At 53.7% G+C, this 20,343-nt stretch carries 12 protein-coding genes and 3 pseudogenes; 10 read left to right on the top strand and 5 right to left on the bottom strand.

Features of this window, described 5'->3' with window-relative positions; genetic code table 11:
• Positions 1 to 18 precede the first annotated feature (18 nt).
• A complete protein-coding gene (locus CSV86_RS16765; protein ID WP_043859632.1) occupies positions 19 to 1,104 on the top strand; it encodes an IS630 family transposase in 1,086 nt (361 codons plus the stop codon).
• Between the two features lie 258 nt (positions 1,105 to 1,362).
• Here the strand turns inward: CSV86_RS16765 and CSV86_RS16760 are convergent, their stop codons facing one another.
• A complete protein-coding gene (locus CSV86_RS16760; protein ID WP_009395008.1) occupies positions 1,363 to 2,226 on the bottom strand; it encodes a DUF5677 domain-containing protein in 864 nt (287 codons plus the stop codon).
• Positions 2,227 to 2,524: 298 nt separating this feature from the next.
• On the opposite strand from CSV86_RS16760, the gene CSV86_RS16755 reads away from it, so the two are divergent.
• The gene (locus tag CSV86_RS16755) at positions 2,525 to 2,827 is read left to right on the top strand and encodes a hypothetical protein (protein WP_170394887.1); all 303 of its coding nucleotides are present in this window, start codon (positions 2,525 to 2,527) and stop codon (positions 2,825 to 2,827) included.
• 528 nt (positions 2,828 to 3,355) lie between these two features.
• On the opposite strand, the gene CSV86_RS16750 is transcribed toward CSV86_RS16755, so the two are convergent.
• Together CSV86_RS16750 and CSV86_RS16745 are read right to left on the bottom strand one after the other, a co-directional pair.
• The gene (locus CSV86_RS16750; RefSeq protein ID WP_009395004.1) at positions 3,356 to 4,030 is read right to left on the bottom strand and encodes a heavy metal response regulator transcription factor; all 675 of its coding nucleotides are present in this window, start codon (positions 4,028 to 4,030) and stop codon (positions 3,356 to 3,358) included.
• 486 nt (positions 4,031 to 4,516) lie between these two features.
• Positions 4,517 to 5,860 (bottom strand): OprD family porin, encoded by a 1,344-nt coding sequence (locus tag CSV86_RS16745; protein WP_009395002.1) that lies wholly within the window; start codon positions 5,858 to 5,860, stop codon positions 4,517 to 4,519.
• 492 nt (positions 5,861 to 6,352) lie between these two features.
• On the opposite strand from CSV86_RS16745, the pseudogene CSV86_RS16740 reads away from it, so the two are divergent.
• The 5 genes and pseudogenes from CSV86_RS16740 (at position 6,353) to CSV86_RS16720 (ending at position 14,713) form a co-directional block, all read left to right on the top strand.
• Positions 6,353 to 7,536 (top strand): annotated as a pseudogene (locus CSV86_RS16740) (TolC family protein).
• Between the two features lie 66 nt (positions 7,537 to 7,602).
• A pseudogene (locus tag CSV86_RS16735) lies at positions 7,603 to 8,852 on the top strand (efflux RND transporter periplasmic adaptor subunit).
• A gap of 24 nt (positions 8,853 to 8,876) precedes the next feature.
• The gene (locus CSV86_RS16730; RefSeq protein WP_009394998.1) at positions 8,877 to 12,038 is read left to right on the top strand and encodes a CusA/CzcA family heavy metal efflux RND transporter; all 3,162 of its coding nucleotides are present in this window, start codon (positions 8,877 to 8,879) and stop codon (positions 12,036 to 12,038) included.
• A 155-nt stretch (positions 12,039 to 12,193) separates the two neighbouring features.
• Positions 12,194 to 12,517, top strand: coding sequence for a DUF2790 domain-containing protein (locus CSV86_RS16725; RefSeq protein WP_009394997.1), 324 nt, complete (start codon positions 12,194 to 12,196; stop codon positions 12,515 to 12,517).
• 199 nt (positions 12,518 to 12,716) lie between these two features.
• Positions 12,717 to 14,713: pseudogene (locus tag CSV86_RS16720) on the top strand (heavy metal translocating P-type ATPase).
• 64 nt (positions 14,714 to 14,777) lie between these two features.
• On the opposite strand, the gene CSV86_RS16715 reads toward CSV86_RS16720, so the two are convergent.
• Positions 14,778 to 16,085 carry an OprO/OprP family phosphate-selective porin gene (locus tag CSV86_RS16715; RefSeq protein ID WP_009394993.1) on the bottom strand — a complete coding sequence of 436 codons (1,308 nt, stop codon included), beginning with the start codon at positions 16,083 to 16,085 and terminating at the stop codon, positions 14,778 to 14,780.
• A gap of 302 nt (positions 16,086 to 16,387) precedes the next feature.
• Entirely contained in the window at positions 16,388 to 17,263 is an 876-nt protein-coding gene (locus tag CSV86_RS16710) for a LysR family transcriptional regulator (RefSeq protein WP_170394884.1), read from the bottom strand.
• Positions 17,264 to 17,521: 258 nt separating this feature from the next.
• Here CSV86_RS16710 and CSV86_RS16705 point away from each other — a divergent pair, with 258 nt between their 5' ends.
• From CSV86_RS16705 to CSV86_RS16695, 3 genes are read left to right on the top strand one after another with little or no spacing between them, the layout of a single operon-like run.
• Positions 17,522 to 17,941 (top strand): GtrA family protein, encoded by a 420-nt coding sequence (locus tag CSV86_RS16705; protein WP_009394988.1) that lies wholly within the window; start codon positions 17,522 to 17,524, stop codon positions 17,939 to 17,941.
• Positions 17,907 to 18,890 (top strand): glycosyltransferase family 2 protein, encoded by a 984-nt coding sequence (locus CSV86_RS16700; RefSeq protein ID WP_009394987.1) that lies wholly within the window; start codon positions 17,907 to 17,909, stop codon positions 18,888 to 18,890. Before CSV86_RS16705 ends, CSV86_RS16700 begins: the two co-directional genes overlap by 35 nt.
• On the top strand, positions 18,884 to 20,338 hold the full coding sequence (locus CSV86_RS16695) for an ArnT family glycosyltransferase (protein ID WP_009394985.1): 1,455 nt from the start codon (positions 18,884 to 18,886) through the stop codon (positions 20,336 to 20,338). Before CSV86_RS16700 ends, CSV86_RS16695 begins: the two co-directional genes overlap by 7 nt.
• The last annotated feature ends 5 nt before the right edge of the window (positions 20,339 to 20,343 follow it).

Raw genomic sequence — 20,343 nt, 5'->3', positions numbered from 1 at the left:
ATGCCTCGGAGCAACGATATGAAAACCGGCCGACCTGCTGCCCTGATTGAGTTGAGCGACGAAGAACACCTCGAACTGCTTCGCCGCTCCCGGCAACGTAAAGGCCCCGCCGAATCCCGAATTCGGGCCGAAATCATCTTGGCGTGTGCAGGTGGAGAGTCAGGCACCTCGATCGCCCACAGGCTCGGTATTGGCGTGCACACGGTTTCACGTTGGAGGGTGCGATTCAGTCGGTTGCGGCTTGATGGTTTGAATGACGAACATCGCTCAGGTCGGCCTCGCAGCATTACCGATGAACAAGTACAGGACGTGGTTAATCAGGTACTGCAATCCAAACCCGAAGATGCCAGCCACTGGAGTACTCGCTCGATGAGTCAGGCAACCGGTATTTCTCCAGCCAGCGTCATGCGGATATGGCATGCCTTCGGACTCAAGCCTCACCTTGAGAAGACGTTCAAGCTTTCGACCGATCCTCTGTTCGTCGACAAGGTCCACGACATTGTTGGGCTCTATCTCAACCCGCCCGACAAGGCTCTGGTGCTCTGTATCGACGAGAAAAGCCAGATTCAGGCGCTGAACCGTACCCAGCCAAGCTTACCTCTTGCCCCCGGCAATCCCGTCACTCGCACACACGACTACAAACGCCATGGAACCACATCGTTGTTCGCGGCGCTGGACATTGCTACGGGTGAAGTCATCGGAAGATTGAAGCGTCGACATAGAAGCACGGAATTTCTTGCCTTCCTCAAAGAGGTGGACGCCAACGTACCAGAGGACATGCCTGTTCATCTGGTGATGGACAACTACGCGACACACAAGACCGACAAAGTGAAAGCATGGTTGGCAGCGCATCCGCGCTACCAAGTGCATTTCACACCGACATCGGCATCCTGGTTGAATCTGGTGGAGCGCTTTTTCTCGACGCTGAGCGAGAAGTGGATCAAGCGCCAGGCACACACCAGCGTGAAGGATCTGGAGGAGTCGATTGAGTACTACTTGTCCACTTACAACGCCAACCCTCGACCGTTTCGCTGGTATCGAAAGGCCGAGGACATTTTGGCGAGCGTCGGCCGGGCGGCCGAGGTATTAGGCCGAAAAATATGAATGTTACTTGTGAAACACCACACTAGGCCTCTTCATTAAAGGTTTATGTCTACAGCTTCTCTTGCCCCTCTGGACCCAAAGCTGCCTTTTATGGAGGGCTGCTGGGGTCATTAGCAGCCTTCCGCCAAGAGCAGCTTTGGGTCGTTAGCTCTCAATCGTCGATGGATACTTTCGCCGCTCAGCTATGCAAGCGACTGGTCAGATCGAACGCCAATCGATGGTCACATCGAATGCAAACAGGTGGTCACGTGGGTGCAATTACACATGGCTGTCTGGCTTGTAAACGTAATCCATATCCTCTGCGCGGATATTCCATTTTTCAGCAGTTTCCCGGGCACCTTCAGCATTGAGCAGTACCTCACGAGCGGGAGGAAACAGGCTTGAGTAGTGATGGGAAAAATGCCCGATCAGCATCAGAATTACCTGCAAGTTGGCCGACCCTAGCATGTATTGATCTGCGAGGTTTCTCGCTTGGCTACTTTGGAGGGTACCGATGAAATCGCTGTGTGCGTGGCCACTTAGAAACGGGTAGTAGGAGGTGAAATAAGTCTTGTGTAGCCCCGCATCCACCGCTAGGTCGTTCCAATGCCACCCTACGTCCCAGCTGCCTTTGCGAAGGCGGTCTTGCTGGGGAGCAGCATATTTTTGGAAGTGCGGTGAGCTTTGAATAGAGGGCCATAGTGCTGCTGCATCGGTCTCTGCCTTGTTTCGGGCTACTCTGGCGTCATCGATGGTTGCTGCTATTTTGCTTCGTTTCTTCCAGCCGCAGTATTCCCAAACGTTATGCCTAAACTCTCGCAGCGAATCATCCCCGCCGCTAAGGAGCCACGTCATTACCAGGTAATTTTCAAGCGCCGAACGGGTCAGAACTGCCATCGAAGAGTGATCAATGAAGCTGCCCGCAGGGATTGTCTCGTTCCTGAATGGAGACGGTTCGAGCAGTGTCCTCACTGAGCACATGTGCCGAAAGAGTTTCTTGGCCAAATCATGTTGACTGAACATCCACGCTGGGGTGTCGGCTGCCGGGTCGGATTGTTCTGCCTGGGCTGTGATCATTTCAGCCATCAACCCGATGAGGACCTCGAACTCTTTTTCCAGCCCGGTCTCTCGCTTGTACTGCATACACATCCTCCTTATCGCAACGTTCCAGTACGCTGAGTCTAGGCTGAGCGTGAACGCTCAGGGAGCCGTCAACGACTGCACAGGCCAACCCTGGATCTGCGAGACGGTGCAAGCCCGGAATAGCGCCTTTGCTCGCTTCGCGGAAGCATGTCGAAACCACCTATCGGATAGCGGTCGTATCTGCTCGTGGATTGGTAAATTTTGAATCAGTCTGAAGACGGGCATGAGCTGCGAGCTCATTGCGCGTACGGATTTGGTGTGGATCTGATTGCGGGGTCTGGCGAGGGGGGAGGCGATGATGGACAACGATGAGATTCGACGTAAGACGCGTCTGAGAGAGGCTCAATCCCTTGAAAGAGCTGTATCCAGGATCCTTGGCAGCGGCGATCTTCTTTGCTTTGAAGATTTAGCTAGTCGCATCCATTTTCAACCCAACCTATCCCGATCAATCCTCAGTACCTGGGAAGCCGAGAACCGTGTGTTCTCGATCATTGTGGATCATGAGGCCCTGTATCCACTCTACGCATTTTCACCCGAAGGTGAGTTGCTGCAATGCATGAACGATATCATCCTGACGTTATCCCCCGGAAAACTGGCTTAGGAATGGCGCTCTGGTTCGGTAGTTCCAATAGCTATCTCGCGGGTAAGAAGCCACTCGAGCTCTTGCTTCTCGATCCTGCGCTCGTCTCCTCAGCGGCTCGTGCCGAGGTCTGTAGCTTCCTCCAAGGTTAGTTCAGGTCTACATTGGAGGCGCTTTTGGATAGTAGGCGCTCCCTAAACCCAACCTGATCCGAAATAGGTAGTTCGAGAAGCGATGCGATTGTCGGATGCAGTTCCAAGACAGGAGTGCTTAGCGCCGCCTGCAGCCGGCGTTCCAGCGCGCGCCTGGGGGCTCCGCCAAGCGGCTACCCTCGTGGCTAAAACTCGCAAAAAATTATTTATCGAGAAATAGGAAAGAATCCTTTGGGATAAGCCGGGGCTAAAAACCGATCGCCAAGTCCACGGGAAAATAATATCGGCGTCGTAGTATTACCCCGAGAAAAAGCAAACCCAACCAAGCAGGAGGTTGGTATTCGCAAGTGACAAAAGTTTACGTGAGATCTACTTAAATATGCTGGTTGCTGGAGCTTTAGCGCTTCTCCAGTACATACCCAACCCCTCTAAGTGTATGGATTAACTTGCTTTCAAAGGGGTCGTCTATTTTCGCCCTGAGCCTACGGATAGAAACCTCAACTACATTGGTGTCGCAGTCAAAGTTCATATCCCAAACTTGAGATATTATCTGCGTACGGCTAAGCACCAGTCCGGTGTTGCGCATCAAATAATGCAGAAGCGCGAACTCTTTAGTCGTCAGGTCAATTCGTTGCCCGTCCCGGAATGCTCTGTGGCGGCTCTGGTCGAGTTCCAGATCAGCTACTCGAATTGTTTCTGTAGACGATGGGTGATCGGACCTACGCATCAAGGCGCGGACGCGAGCAAGCAGCTCAGGGAACTCAAATGGCTTGATCAGGTAGTCATCTGCGCCGTTCTCAAGACCTCTGACCTTGTCGACCAAGCGGCTCCTCGCGGTGAGCATCATGATGCGCGAAGGGCAATTTTTTCGCCTTAGTAGCTCGAGAACCTGCCAACCATCCATATCTGGAAGGTTTATATCGAGAATGATCACCTCGTATTCGTGTTGTTTGGCCAGGAATAGACCATCTGGACCGGTATGTACGCAATCAACGACATAACCACACTCTGTTAGGCCTTGGCGCACATATTCCGCAGTTTTAACCTCATCCTCAATTACCAGAATTCGCATTTGATTTTGTCTCGATATCACTGAGCCATTAACCGTGCGCTTGCGCCGGTGTTACTGAACGGATGATAAATCATAACTAACGTATTAGGGCTCAAATTACATATTTGTAATTTGTAAGCAATGCGCCTGATAACCTTTCGGTATACTGTGTCGCAGTTTTCGTCACCATGATCCCTTTGACTAGAAGGTGATTTAGCCTTATGAAATATTTGGTTGTTTTCTTCTTTGTTTTGATCTCGTTTCGTTCAGATGACGGAGAGGTTCCTCACATTGAAGAGACCGAGCACTGGTGCAGTCATGAGCTACATCGACATGCGATGCATGTACTCGAACGAATATTTAAATTTTAGGTGAAAAAAAGGCGCCCAAAGGACGCCAAATATCCACCTTTTACCAAAGGAGCAATTAAGCTACTCAAGGTGAATTCTTGATGTTAAGTCTTTGGTTGATTCGGATATTTATTAATATCCGAATCAACCGGTGCGATTACAGAATCGAGAGTGGGTACTCCACGATCACACGAGTTTCATCCAGATCCGATTCAAACGCAGTGGCGCGAGTAGTGGCCTGGCGCAACCGGAAGGACAGGTCTTTGGCTGGACCTGTTTGTACGACGTATTTGACCTCGACATCACGCTCCCAACGCTTCTGATTGGTGAGTGGATCGCCGTTATTGTCAGTGCGCATGTAGAACTGGTTGGCGTTCGAGTAGTCTGCGCCTGAGCCTCTGGCGTAGCGGGTCATGAACGAAAGTCCAGGAATGCCGTAGCTAGACATGTTCAGGTCATAGCGCAGCATCCAGGAGCGTTCCTTCGGAGAGTTGAAGTCGCTGTATTGGATCGAGTTGTCGACGAAAATGGAATCCGACTGACGCAGATAATCGAAGTCGTCATCGCCGTTGTTGCGCTGGTGCGACAGTGCGAGGGTATGAGCACCATAACGTACTCCGACCTTAGCACTCCAGATGTTGTTATCGAACTCACCCAGGCGTCGCTTGCCCTCATCTACAGCCTTGTAATAATTGAAGCCACCGAGCAGCGCGAGGTTGTCGCTCAGTGGGTAAACGACGCTGGTGCCAGCGTAGTATTGATTCCAGACATCTTTCAGTTGACTGGCGTATACGCTCACGGTGACATTGTCGTTGACCTGATAGTCGCCACCACCGTAACCGATCCAAGGCGAGTTTACCGGGCCGCCATAGAAGGTAACGAAGTTATCGTTCAGGTTGCTGGAAACCGGCTGGCTCATCGCATGCAGTCGACCCCCCTGCAGGGTGAGGCCCTGGATGCTGGTGTTTTCAACCGTCACACCACGGAAACTCTCTGGCAGCAGGCGAGAGTCGCCCGATGCAACCACGGGCGTCGATGGAAAAACATCACCCACCTTCACCACGGTATCGAACAAGCGGACTTTTGCTGCGCCACCAACCTTGGTGTACTCATCGCGAGCTTCGCCCTTGTTATCAACGGGAAGCACGTCGAAGGAGCTTCGGCCGCCGTTGCGTCCGTCGCCGGTATCAAGCTTGAGGCCGATCATAGCGAAGGCATCAACACCAAATCCGACTGTACCTTGGGTAAACCCGGAGTTGAATTTGGAAATGATCGCGTGTGCCCAGGCTTCGGAATAGCCATTGGTATTGCCCTTGCCGCTATTATAGGTAGGGGCAGAACCATCGCGATTATCACGATTGAAGTAGAAGTTTCTGTTCAGGACAGTGAGGCTACTGCCTTCAATAAAGCCTTCCGGCTTTTCTTCAGCTTGTGCCGAGATAGCATAGCTTCCAGAGAGCGCAGAAACTGCGGCCAGATAAAGTGGTACCTTAATTCTCATTCGATGCTCCTTTGATTTATGGCAGCTTTTATTATGTTTTACTTGCGCGGGCGTCTTTATATGTTCTAACCCGGCAGCGCGCCTAGCGTAGCGCCGAGCTAATATTTGCAGGGCAAAGATAACGAGAGGGTGATAGATCAATTACAATTTCGTCATCTGTTCGTTATCTTTCTCGGTTTTACGCGTGCTACTCATTTGCCTGGTCTGTAATAAAATCCGTCACATGGGCCGATTTCTTCAGTGTTTACAGGTGATACCGGCATTTCTTACGAAATTGTAATTTTCTAGCCACCCCTCTGATAGCTGCCGCTGATTAGAGTGCCATCACCTAATCCAGTGGGGCTTGGCAGCTGATTCCGCGTTCTCGCCAAGCTTTATCAAAGTTTGTGCACGAGGACTATCAAAGTGCCCCGGTATAACCGCAATATTTTAACCAAGACCTCTGTCTCGCCCTGGAAGATCGCTGCGCTCTGTGTGGCTATCTCCGGATTGATGGCACCTGGTGCATTTGCTCAAAGCATCAGCTTGCCGCAAGCACTCTCCACAGCAATGGATGCCAACCCAGATCTCGCTGCAGCTAGACAGGAGATTGGGATAGCGGACGGCGCCCGCAAGCAGGCTGGGCTTATCCCCAACCCCGAAATTTCGTACGACGTTGAGGACACTCGTCGGAGCAACAGCCAAACGACCGTTACGCTTAGCCAGACGCTCGAGCTTGGTGGTAAGCGGGGTGCCCGCGTTGAAGTCGCCACCTACGGCCAAACTGTCGCGCAGTTGGAGTTAGATCGTCGTGTAAACGGACTGCGGGCTGACGTCGTTCAGGCTTTTTACGCAGCCCTGCGGGCCCAGACTGGGTTGGATTTGGCTAAACAATCTCTGGAGTTGACTGAGCGTGGCCTTCGGGTTGTCGATGGACGCGTCCGCGCAGGTAAGTCTTCCCCTGTGGAGTCCACGCGTGCCCAGGTGCAACTGGCCGAAGCCAAGCTGCAGGTTCGCCGCGCTGAAACGGAGAAAGCGAACGCCTACCAGCAGCTCAGCCAAATTACTGGTAGCTCGGTGACCGTATTTGATCGTCTGGACTCTCCGACCCTGTCTCCGGGGTGCCTCCTCAGACGGAAGAACTGCTTTCGAAACTCGATCAGACTGCCGAGATGCGTCAGGCAGTAGTGCAGATCGACAAGAGCGACGCCTCGCTTGGTGCAGAAAGAGCACAACGTATTCCGAACCTAACGGTGAGTGTGGGTAGCCAATACGACCGCTCCGTGCGTGAGCGTATCAATTTGGTTGGACTGTCCATGCCACTACCTCTGTTTGATCGTAATCAGGGCAACATTCTTTCCGCTTCTCGACGTGCAGATCAGGCCCGAGACCAGCGTAACGCTGTGGAACTGCGACTTCGTTCGGAAACCCAGACCGCACTGAACCAGTGGACCACCGCCATGCAAGAGGTTGAGTCCTACGACAAGACCATTCTGCCGTCTGCCCAGCAGGCTGTGGAAACCGCAACCCGCGGATTCGAGATGGGCAAATTCGGCTTCATCGAGGTGCTGGATGCCCAGCGCACTTTGATCCTCGCGCGTGGCCAGTACCTCGACTCGCTGGCAGCTGCGACCAATGCGCGTGCGCAGGTGGAAAGGGTTTATGGCGACGTTGGTACGAGTGCCGGCGTTCGCTGAACAGGACACACAATTCTTGAGCACTGGTTTTGAAAAACGCGGTGCCTACGATCAGCAGGAGTAGCAATGGATAACAAACGCAAGATCGCCCTCGCGGTTGCCGCTGTGGCAGCCCTCGGATTTGGCAGCCTTGCCTGGGATAGCAGTTCCGAGTTGCAGGCAGCCGGCGCTGCCGAGCACGGCGCTAACGATGGCCATGGCGACGAAAAAAAGACCACTTCATCCGCCCAAAAGGCTGGTGATGAGGGGCATGGTGAAGAAGGCCATAGCGAAGAGGGTGGAGAGGAAGAGGGCAAGCTGACGCTCAGTGCCGAGCAGATCAAAGCAGCCGGTGTCGTCTTGGAGTCTGCAGCTCCTCGTGACCTGGGCACAATTGTGAGTTTCCCAGGCGAGATTCGCTTCGATGAAGACCGCACTGCACACGTTGTTCCTCGTGTACCGGGTGTTGTGGAAACTGTTCAGGCCAACTTGGGCGAGACGGTCAAGAAGGGCCAAGTCCTCGCTGTGATCGCTAGCCAACAGATCTCTGATCTGCGCAGTGAGCAACAAGCCGCACAGCGTCGCCTAGAACTGGCCCGCGTGACCTTCGACCGTGAGAAACAGCTGTGGCAGGACAAGATCTCTGCCGAGCAGGATTACCTCCAGGCACGCCAGGCGCTGCAGGAGGCCGAGATCTCGCTGGCCAACGCCAAGCAGAAGGTCGGCGCGATCGGTGCCTCGGTCAATTCCGTTGGCGGTAATCGCTACGAGCTTCGCGCCCCTTTGACGCTGTGGTGGTGGAGAAGCATCTGACCATGGGTGAAGTCGTCAGCGAGGCGACCAACGCCTTCATTCTCTCCGACCTCAACCAAGTCTGGGCCACCTTCGCAGTTCCTCCTACCGACTTGGGCAAGGTCGTGACTGGCCGCGCCGTGAAGGTTTCTTCGCCTGACATGAACGTCTCGGTCGACGGCAAGGTGGGTTATGTCGGCAGCCTGTTGGGCGAGCAAAACCGTGCAGCGACCGTCCGCGTGACCCTGACCAACCCTAGCGGCGCTTGGAGACCAGGTCTGTTCGTGAACATCGCGGTCACCTCTCAGACTGATCGAGTCGCCGTTGCAGTTCCTGAAAGCGCCGTACAGACCGTGGAAGACAAACCTTCGGTATTCGTGCGTACCCCAGAGGGCTTTGACACTCGCCCGGTAAAAACCGGCCGCCGCGACAATGGGTATGTGGAAATCACCGACGGCATCGAAGCCGGCGCCCAGGTTGCAGCCAGTGGCAGCTTCACACTCAAGTCCGAGCTTGGCAAAGCATCTGCCGAGCACGGGCACTGATGCGAACTGACAGGATGATTTCTCATGTTTGAACGTATCATCAGATTTGCCATTGAGCAGCGCATCGTCGTAATGATCGCTGTTCTGATCATGGCCGGCATCGGCATTTACAGCTATCAGAAGCTGCCGATCGATGCGGTACCCGACATTACCAACGTCCAGGTGCAGATCAACGCTTCAGCGCCTGGCTATTCGCCTTTGGAAACCGAACAGCGGATCACGTTTCCTGTTGAAACGGCCATGGCCGGTCTCCCGGGCCTTCAGCAGACCCGTTCCCTGTCTCGCTCTGGCCTGTCTCAGGTCACCGTGATCTTCAAGGACGGCACGGACATCTTCTTTGCTCGCCAGTTGATCAACGAGCGATTGCAGGTTGCGAAGGAACAGCTGCCAGAGGGTGTAGAGGCCGTAATGGGTCCGGTATCCACCGGTCTTGGCGAGATCTTCCTGTGGACCGTCGAAGCCGAAGATGGCGCAGTCAAAGAGGACGGTACACCGTACACGCCCACCGACCTGCGGGTAATCCAGGACTGGATCATCAAGCCTCAACTGCGCAACGTCCCAGGTGTGGCCGAGATCAATACCATTGGTGGCTACGCCAAGCAGTTCCTGGTCGCGCCGGATCCGAAGCGCCTTGCTACCTACAAGCTAACCCTCAACGACCTGGTCGCAGCGCTGGAGAGCAACAACGCCAACGTTGGCGCCGGTTACATCGAGCGTAATGGTGAGCAGTTGCTCATCCGTGCGCCGGGTCAGCTAGGCAACATCGAAGACATCGCCAACATCGTGATCTCCAGTGTGGATGGCGCTCCTATTCGCATCAGCAACGTCGCTGATGTCAGCATCGGCAAAGAACTCCGTACAGGTGCTGCCACTGAGAACGGCCGCGAGGTCGTGCTCGGTACCGTATTTATGCTGATCGGTGAAAACAGCCGTACCGTGTCCCAAGCTGTCGCTGCCAAGCTGGCTGACATCAATCGCACCCTGCCAAAGGGCGTGGTCGCCGTAACTGTTTACGACCGTACCAACCTGGTTGAAAAAGCTATTGCGACGGTGAAGAAGAACCTGGTGGAAGGTGCGATCCTGGTAATCGCCATTCTGTTCCTGTTCCTCGGTAACATCCGTGCAGCACTGATCACCGCGATGGTGATCCCGCTGTCCATGCTGTTCACCTTCACGGGTATGTTCAACAACAAGGTCAGTGCCAACCTAATGAGTTTAGGGGCGCTCGACTTCGGCATCATCGTAGACGGTGCCGTGGTTATCGTGGAAAACGCGATCCGTCGCCTGGCTCATGCACAGCACAAGCATGGCCGCATGCTAACCAAAGCCGAGCGCTTCCATGAGGTCTTCGCTGCCGCGGGTGAAGCTCGCCGGCCACTGATCTTCGGCCAGTTGATCATCATGGTGGTTTACCTGCCGATCTTCGCCCTCACCGGCGTCGAAGGCAAAATGTTCCACCCCATGGCCTTCACCGTCGTGATGGCGCTTCTGGGTGCAATGATTCTTTCCGTCACCTTCGTACCTGCGGCCATCGCCATGTTTGTCACTGGCAAGGTCAAGGAAGAGGAAGGTGTGGTGATGCGCACTGCGCGGCGCCGTTATGAGCCGGTTCTGCAATGGGTACTTGGGCATCGGAATATTGCTTTCTCGGCCGCAGTAGTCTTGGTCGTGCTGAGCGGTGTGCTTGCAAGTCGTATGGGTAGCGAATTCATCCCTAGTCTGAGTGAGGGGGACTTTGCTATGCAGGCCTTGCGTGTGCCTGGGACGAGCTTGAGCCAGTCTGTTGAAATGCAACAGCGCCTTGAGAAGGCCGTGATTGAACAGGTGCCGGAAGTAGAGAGGATGTTTGCGCGTTCGGGCACGGCAGAAATTGCATCTGACCCGATGCCGCCCAATATCTCCGACGCCTACATCATGCTCAAACCTAAGGACCAGTGGCCCGACCCCAAGAAGCCTCGCGATGAGCTGATTGCTGAAGTGCAGAAAGCTGCTGCCAACGTTCCAGGCAGCAACTATGAGTTGTCCCAGCCCATCCAACTGCGTTTCAACGAGTTGATTTCCGGCGTTCGAAGCGACGTCGCTGTGAAAGTTTTTGGCGACGACATGGGTGTGCTCAACAGCACGGCTAACAAGATTGCCTCAGCGCTCAAGGCGGTACCGGGCTCTTCGGAGGTCAAGGTTGAACAGACCACCGGCCTGCCGGTGCTGACTATCAACATTGATCGTGAGAAAGCCGCACGCTACGGTCTGAACATTGCGGATGTTCAGAACTCGATCGCCATCGCTGTCGGTGGCCGTACGGCCGGCACGTTGTATGAAGGTGACCGTCGCTTCGACATGGTGGTGCGCCTGCCTGAGGCCGTGCGTACCGATGTAGCAGGTATGTCCAGCCTTCTGATCCCTGTGCCGGCCAATGCCTCTCAAGGCGCCAATCAGATTGGATTCATCCCGTTGTCGCAGGTCGCCAACCTGGACCTGCAACTGGGTCCGAACCAGATCAGCCGCGAGAACGGCAAGCGTCTGGTGATCGTCAGTGCCAACGTCCGGGGCCGCGACCTTGGGTCGTTCGTTGAAGAGGCCAGCGCGTCCCTGGCAACGAATGTGGAGATCCCCGCCGGCTACTGGACCAATTGGGGTGGTCAGTTCGAGCAGTTGCAGTCGGCTGCCAAACGTCTGCAGATTGTCGTTCCGGTCGCTTTGCTGCTGGTCATGACCTTGCTGTTCCTGATGTTCAATAACCTCAAAGACGGCATGCTGGTCTTTACCGGCATTCCATTCGCTCTCACTGGTGGGGTCATGGCGTTGTGGCTGCGGGACATCCCATTGTCGATCTCCGCAGGTGTTGGCTTCATTGCGCTCTCAGGTGTGGCGGTGCTTAACGGCCTGGTGATGATTGCTTTCATCCGAGGCCTGCGAGAGGAAGGACGCACGCTCAGACAAGCCGTCGATGAGGGCGCTCTGACTCGACTTCGCCCCGTTCTGATGACTGCCTTGGTTGCATCACTGGGCTTCATCCCGATGGCCTTGGCCACTGGTACCGGGGCAGAAGTTCAGCGGCCACTGGCGACGGTGGTGATCGGTGGGATCTTGTCTTCCACGGCGCTGACCTTGCTGGTACTTCCCGCCCTGTATCATTGGGCGCACCGCAAGGATGAAGACGGCGATGAGGTCGAAGTCGTCAACTGATACTCGTTAAGAAAAAGCCCACAATATGCATTGTGGGCTTTTTTCTATCTGAACTAGTTTAGCCAACCTTACAAAATTGTAAGTCTCTCGTCATGCCGGTGATGTCTGTAGGTTGCTAGAGTTACATCCGAGAAAGTCTTACATTGAGAGGATGTATGAAGAAAATTATTGTTGCTGCTGCACTTGTTATTTTTTCAATAGCTTCGCAAGCCAGCACTTTTTCGGAGAAAAGACAGCTGCAATATATCCAGGAGCATCAGACTGCTGTTGCAAAGTACGCGGAGAAAAATGGCAAACCTATGCCGGAGATACAGGACTATAAATACGGTATGAAAATTGATGTAGCAAAATTTGTTCGTCAATCTCAAGACCCCCGTACCTGCAAGGTTTACTCGCGGTTGATGACCTTCGAAGACTCCCAGGGTACGCTAAAGACAGTCCGTTATTCTCTGTATTCGCAGTGCGTAAATGATAAGTAGTGTTCGTTTTTCTTCGAAAAATAATCGATTTTATAAATGCCAAGCAATGCTTGGCATTTTTTATTTTCTCTGCAGCTATTTGGTAACGGCTGGTCTTGTTTTTCGGCGCCTGCGAGTACGTAGTGGAATAAATATCAGGTCACCAGACACGATGCCCAATAACTGCCCCCAAAGGTAGTAGCCTCAGAAAGGACGAGTTATGAAAGTTTTGCTTGAACACCCAGACGAAAAAGTAGGGTCTGGAAGCCATAGTCATGAGCATGGTGGCATATTTGGTATGAACACCGAACTGGTCTTCGCGCTAATCTGTGGCACTCTCCTGGGAGCCGGAGCTCTCGCAGGGAAACTCGGCCTGATTGATAGACTGCCGCTGATACTCTACGTATCTGCTTATGTCTTCGGTGGTTGGTTCACAACCAAGGAAGCTATCACCAACCTTCGCCAAAAACGTTTCGAGATCGATACGCTAATGCTTTTTGCGGCCGTAGGGGCTGCAAGCATGGGGCTTGGGCAGAGGGGGCTCTGCTACTGTTCCTCTTCAGTCTGGGGCATTCCCTTGAAAGCTATGCGATGGGCCGGGCGAAAAAAGCTATTGAGGCGCTGGCCAAACTCGCACCTGCAACCGCCATCGTACGACGCTCCGATGGTACGCAGGAAATGCCAGTGGATCTTGTGGTGCCCGGTGACGTTGTCATCGTACGCCCAAATGATCGCCTGCCAGCCGATGGTTTTGTGGTCGTAGGGTTCTCGAGCATCAACCAGGCTCCTGTGACCGGTGAGAGCGTCCCAGTGGACAAAAAACCAGTCGCTAGCGCAGCTCTCGCGCGCAGTAAGCCGGATGCTGTAGATGCTGCATCCAAGGTTTTCGCGGGCACCATCAACGGCGAAAATCTGATCGAGATCGAGGTGACACGGCGCTCCACGGAAAGCACCCTGGCGCGAGTCATCAAAATGGTCAGTGAAGCAGAGGTCCGGAAGTCGCCGACCCAGCGATTCACGGATCGCTTCCAGCGGATTTTCGTCCCTTTGATCCTGCTCTTGGTGGCAGGCCTGGTATTTGCCGGCATTTTTCTCGACGAGCCTTTCCGAGATTCGTTCTATCGCGCCATGGCCGTTCTGGTAGCCGCAAGTCCCTGTGCGCTTGCGATAGCAACACCCAGCGCCATTCTTTCAGGTATCGCCAGAGCTGCTCGGGGTGGGGTGTTGATCAAGGGTGGTGCACCGCTTGAAGAGCTTGGCTCATTGAGCGCCATGGCATTCGACAAGACTGGTACCTTAACCGAAGGACGCCCTCGTATTACCGATGTAGTACCCGTGGGCGGTACCAAGATCGAAGACCTTCTGACTGTTGCAATCTCCGTAGAGTCGATGAGCGACCACCCGCTCGCTGTAGCCATTGTGCGCGACGGTGAAGAGATGATTGGAACCAGAAGTAAACCCCAAGCAACGAATGTGAGGAACCTGGTTGGTCGGGGTGTCCAGGCTGAGCTAGATGGTCAGCAAGTTTGGATCGGCAAAGTTGAGATGTTTGGTGCTGATGGTATTCCCTCCCTCACCGAACCTGCTCTGGAAGCTGTGGAGCGACTGCGTCAATCAGGTCGCACAACGATGATTGTGCGCCGTGGTGATCGTGATCTGGGAGCGATTGGATTGTTGGATACGCCCAGGGAAGGAGTGAAGGAGGCGCTTCAGGAGCTCAAGCAAATGGGCATTGAACGCATGATCATGATCTCAGGCGATCACCGTCGCGTTGCAGAAGCTGTCGCCAAACAGGTGGGCTTGGATGAGGCGTGGGGGGATCTAATGCCGGATGACAAGGTTCAGGCTATCAAGAACCTGCGCATCACCTCCAAAGTAGCGATGGTAGGGGATGGTGTGAATGACGCCCCGGCCATGGCCAATTCTAGCGTGGGGATTGCAATGGGTGCGGCAGGCTCCGATGTTGCCCTGGAAACGGCTGATATTGCGCTTATGGGCGACGATATTCGACAACTTCCATTTGCGGTCGGGCTAAGCCGCCATACGAAATCCATCATCCGCCAGAACCTATTCGTCAGCTTAGGGATCGTCGCGATACTGGTCCCCTCCACAATGATGGGGTTAAGCATCGGTGCTGCCGTCGCTATTCATGAGGGGTCCACGCTTCTGGTCGTGTTCAACGCCTTACGCCTGCTGGGTTACCGCAGGAGCACTTGATCTCTGAACATAAACAAAGGGGGCGCATTGAGCGCCCCTTTGTACACGACAGTCTGAAAGTGGATCAGAAGACGTATTGCAGGCGGGTTACGAGAGCGTTGCCACTGTCGTCTCCGGCCGCGTTCTCGGCATTGTCAGTGCGCACGTTGATGTAGTCGGCACTCACCTTCACGGCCTCGTTGACATACCAGTTCACACCGATTGTGTGGCTCTTTGCTTTGCGCTCATCTGACTGAGCCGCAGTGGTGACCAGGTTACCGTCCTCGACCTTGATGTCGTCAAAGCGATAGAAAACTTCCCAGGCCCCCAGATCTTTGTTCTGTGGTTTGATGGTGTCAAACTTGGCACCGTCGAGTTTGTAGATGCGGGGCTCGCCAGTCAGCGTATACGCCATTTGTGCGTAGTAGCCCGATGCTTTCAGGTCATTGGTTGCCTGGTCAGCTTGCAATTTGCGGCGAAGGTATTCAGCTTGCACAGAGAACGGGCCGGTAGCCCAAGCACCTTCAACACCCCAGACCGAATCGTCGCTCCACAGGCCTTCTTGCGCCGTGGCGCCGCCAAACAGCATGCGATTGCCGTTGGTACCCGCATCACCACCGCCATTGGTATCCACACCACGAACGCCGAGACGTGAGCGGATCCGGGTGTCTACTGAACTGTCTTTGAGGTCGCGATAGGCATACTGGGCACCGATGTGCAGGACGTTGCCATCAGAATGCAGCGGTGCGAAGACACCGCGCACGTTATAGCGTTTCGTGCTGTCGCCATCGTTATCATTGTTGGTTTCGCTAAAGACGCTACCCGACAGGTAGGCCATGTTCGCGATGGTGCTGGTGGCTTGAACGCCCATGCCAGCGTTGTCGTTGATCCAGTCTGCTACATCGTAGGAAAGGTTTCGCTCCATCCCGGTTGTCCACTTCGAGCTGGTCGCCTTCTCAAGACCGAAATCGGTGTAGAAGCGGCCGAATCGCAGTTGGACTGGAGCGAAGCCCGTGTAGGTCAGGCTCGCTTCGTCAAAGTAGCCATCGGCGTCGTTACCGGTGTTGCGGGACAGGTCGTAGCTAACCTGGTACTTCCAGTCACGGTACAAGGTACCGCCGAACTCGATGTAGGCGCGACGGAAGTAGGCTGCGTCAGCAGTATCGCCATTCTTGGTGAAGACACCGTCGAACCGTCCGTAGTCGGCCTGAACCCTGCCGCCCAGTTTGAAACTGAACTCCTTATCGGTAGTAGAAAGTTCAAGACCGCCCTTGGTTTTGAGAACGATATCAGCTCCGTCGCTAGTGACTACTCCGGAGAATGCTTGCGAGGAAAATGTGCCTATTATTGCGGCAGCCAAAAGCTTCACTCGCATGTTCGAAGAACGGATCATTGCTTGCCTCTCGTGTGTTAAGTGCTAAGGCGTCGACGGGATGTTTGCCCTCCGTCGGGCCTAATAGATCTGGCAGATGTGAGCAGGTCACGTTCGTCACCTGCTGCAACAAGATGCCTTTGTTCTAAGCACTATGGCTAGATCGCAAGCAAAAATGACAGAAGTGTTTCTGTAATGTTAAAGAAAGACTTCTGAAAAATAACGAGCTTGTCATTTATCAAGCCAGTCACTTTTGTCCAAGAAGCTTTTTTTAATCAGTCGACGGATATCCAAGGCCTGAGGGTTGCGTGTGAGCGTTGACTTTATAACAAGATAGACATCTTTATCTTCCAAGTCTTCGAGAAATCCTGGCACGAGCGTGATGTTTCTGTCCATTTTACGGCTGTAATCTGGCAACACACCAATGCAGGCCCCCCAACCACCAGGCCGCGGGAGAAATTGTAGTTCTTGGCTCTGGTCGTCCCTCCTCGGTGGCCGGAAATTATAGAGGCCCAATTTTTGGAACCCGAGAGAATGTCATCGTCCCAAGGAAGAACGAGCATAAAATTCTGTAGGTCATCACTCGCCACTGGGACCGTGACACTTCTTGAGTAGCGGCTTGAGATAAATAACGCGTGTCCGATCCGGCCAAGCCGTTCGAACCTGTACTCGGGGTAGCGATCGAAGGCATCGTCATCAGATGGTGTCACGAGAACAATACCCACATCGACGTCACATCCATTGAGCATTTTCGGGGTGCACTCAGAGTGGATCTCCAGTTGCATTTCAGCATGATCCCGAACGTAGGCGACGAGATCTCGATTGACGATATCGCTGAGTACCGGTTCTGTGATCGCAAGCGTGAGCCCCGGGATGCCCGTGTCGCCGGCTTTTCCAAGGCCCTCAGGGCCAAAAAGTTGCGAAAGGTAATGGCTGACCTTGTCGCCTATTCGAGTCAGAGCAAGCTTGTTGTTTTTATAGACGAATACAGGAGAACCGATGTGCTCCTCTAGCTTTTCCAGGCGCCTCCGAAGGCCTACTACAGGTAGGTTGAGCGCCCTGGCTGCCTGTTTAAAATTTGCACAACGTACGGTTGAGAAAAATTCTAGCGCTAACTGTTTATCAATTGGCAGATCATCCAATATGTCAGGAATGCAAGAAACAGTAATGCCAGTAGATGTTTCATTTTGTGTAGCCATTTATTCCCCTTGTGCGGGGAGAATTTATCTCAATGTGGATCTGCAGTTCCCGATACTATCAATATTGTAATTTCCGCGTAATCTAATTGTTATTTGGCGAGGTTGATTTCAATAAAGTAATTATGAGGAAATCTTTTTGATATTTTGGCGTGCTAGGTTTTCCGTAAAGTTTTAACCCTATAATCGGCATCTGCTCCCCAGTTTTCTACCGACATTTGATTCACTTTTTTTTCACCTTTGCTTCCATAGTCTCAGCACATGGAAACCAAATGCCCGCCTCTTGTATTTTTGCTGTTCCGATATTTAGGCGTCGGATCAATAGCGACAGCGATACATTATGCAATCTTCTTGGCGCTTATCGAAGCGGAGCTTGCTGATCCCGTGTCGGCCAGTATATGTGGCAGCATGGTAGGTGCTATTGCAAGCTTCATCGGTAATCGAGCGCACTGTTTTAAGGCAGATGGTTCTCGAGTGCTCCAGCCTATTAGGTTCACACTTGTCGCTCTGGCAGCAAACCTAGGTAACGGAGTGGGTATTTGGGTACTCATTAAATTAAGTTTCTCACCGCTTATCGCCCAGGCCTTAGTGACTATAGCCCTTACGGCACTTGGATTCATTGCACATCGTTTCTGGACATTCAGCCATGCAGACATTAAATCGGTTTCCCGAGCGCCCTGATCCCTTGTTGACCATTGTGGTTCCCTGCTTTCAAGAAGAAGACACCATTCCAGAGTTCCACCAACGCGTTACCAAAGTTGTTAAGCGGCTACCTGTTTCTTGCGAGATTCTCTACATCGACGATGGCAGCAATGATGGTACTGCAGAGCTGCTGCGTGAGTATCAGGATGGCTCGGCTGTTCGATGCCTTTTCCTGAGTCGAAACTTTGGAAAGGAGGCCGCGTTGAGGGCTGGGATAGATCATGCTCGCGGCAGCGCGCTCATCTTCATTGACGTCGACTTGCAAGATCCGCCTGAGCTCATTCCCGGCATGGTGGAGTTCTGGCAAAAGGGTTATGACGTGGTGAACATGCAGCGCAATCTGAGAACCGGCGATTCGCTTTTCAAGCGCATGAGCGCTCGAGCCTACTATTGGGTCATGCAGCGTCTGGTGGATAAAGTGGATTTGCCCGCCGATGTCAGCGATTTTCGCTTGATTGGACCCGCTCCGCTTGCAGCTATTCGAGCATTGGATGAGCGTTCCAGCATCCTTAAGGGCATGATCGGCTGGGTAGGCTTTCGCACCTTTGAACTACCCTATAATCGCGCTGTTCGTCATGCAGGGAGCAGCAAGTGGAACGTGGCTGGACTAATCAATCTTGCCATCGAGAGCATTCTCAGTTTTTCTCGCAAGCCGCTGCGTATCTTCAGTCTCGCTAGCTTTGCACTCTTCGTTTCCAGCTTCTGCTACATGCTCGCAGCCCTCGTGGCTGGTAGTTTCGATGTCCATCATCTGCTCGTCGGAATGGCCTCATTTATGTGCGTCGGTGTCGCCATGGTGGGGGAGTACCTTGGCCTGACACTCGCAGAGGTTAAGCGCCGCCCCCAGTATTTCTTGAAAAACAGTCCCAAAGCGGAGTGCGCGTCTATCCACCCTTCGGTCTCATCGTTCGAGGGTAAGAAATGCTGAGTTTGAAGAGGGAGCAGACGTTATGGCGGATATTGGGCGCTATTTTGGTCCTACGTTTATCAGGATTGGGTGTCTACCCCCTGATGGACACATCGGAGGCCCGTTATGCCGAAATGGCGCGAAAAATGGTCGAGCTGAATGACTGGATCACGCCCATGTTCGATTACGGGGTACCGTTTTGGGGCAAACCACCACTGTCTTTCTGGACGCAAGCCGCGAGCATGACGATCTTCGGGGTCAATGAGTTCGCTGCTCGATTCCCTGCATGGCTGCTGCACCTGGCTAGCTGTTTCATCATCATCAAGCTCGGTACGCAGCATTTCTCGCGTAACGCGGGCATTTGGGCGGCAATAATCTTTTCCAGCACAACGCTTGGCTTGGTCTCCAGCGGAGTCGTACTGACCGACCCCGTTCTATCGTTCTCAATTTTGCTGGCCAGTTATGGGTTCTGGCGTTGGATGCAATGCGCCGACAAAGCGTACGCCTATCTGATGTTCGCAGGTTTGGGGCTAGGTCTGCTTGCTAAAGGCCCGCTGACCCTGGTGCTAGTAGGGGCGCCGGCATTCCTCTGGATCGTGATTTACAAGGAATGGAAACGGGTGCTAAGGCTACCTTGGGCTGGCGGCCTGGGTCTTATGCTCGGCATCTCTGTGCCTTGGTACGTCTTGGCTGAGATGAAGACACCAGGCTTTATGGAGTACTTTTTCGTTGGTGAGCACTGGAGCCGTTACGTCGTTAGCAACTGGGCTGGTGATCTTTACGGCAGCGCCCACGCCAAGCCATACGGGACCATCTGGCTACAGCTCGGGTTAGCGCTTCTTCCGTGGGTATTCTTCCTTCCATTGCTGATCCGTAGGCGTGCGTCGCTGCAGCGGTTTGAGGCCTACCTCTGGCTCTGGGCGCTGGCTACTCCGGTCTTCTTCACGTTCGCCGGCAACATTCTGTGGACCTACCTGCTTCCTGCGCTCCCAGCCTGGGCTTTGCTGCTGTCGGGCCGGGTCAGCGATACCGGCCCGAAGACTACATGGGCTGCTGCTATGAGTGCTTTGATATTGCCAATGATAGGAGCGGGCATAATTTACGCTGGCGCAATGGAAACGCGGCCTCAGAATCAGCGGGATGTGATCCAGGCTTGGCTCAATGCTCAGTCTACTCAGCCGGGCCCCCTGATCTATCCGGGACGCCGGTCGTACTCATCCGAGTTCTACAGCACTGGCAAATCCGAGCACATCAAGGATCCTGCCAAATGGCCAAGCAGTGGCTTGTTTTATCTATCGAGGCGCTTGCGCGACAGCAATGCTGAGCTGCCTACCGGCCTGGAGTGCACCAAGATCACAGAAGCCAACGCCAGCCAACTACTGCTATGCCGTTGGAACGCCGACGAGAAAAATGCCCAAAGCCTCGCCATAGAAAGCAGCACGAAAACTTATCAGAAGAACGAGGGCTAAATTTA

It is taken from the genome of Pseudomonas bharatica CSV86 (assembly GCF_000319305.2).
GTDB lineage: Bacteria > Pseudomonadota > Gammaproteobacteria > Pseudomonadales > Pseudomonadaceae > Aquipseudomonas > Aquipseudomonas bharatica.
This window is presented reverse-complemented; position numbering and strand designations above follow the sequence as displayed.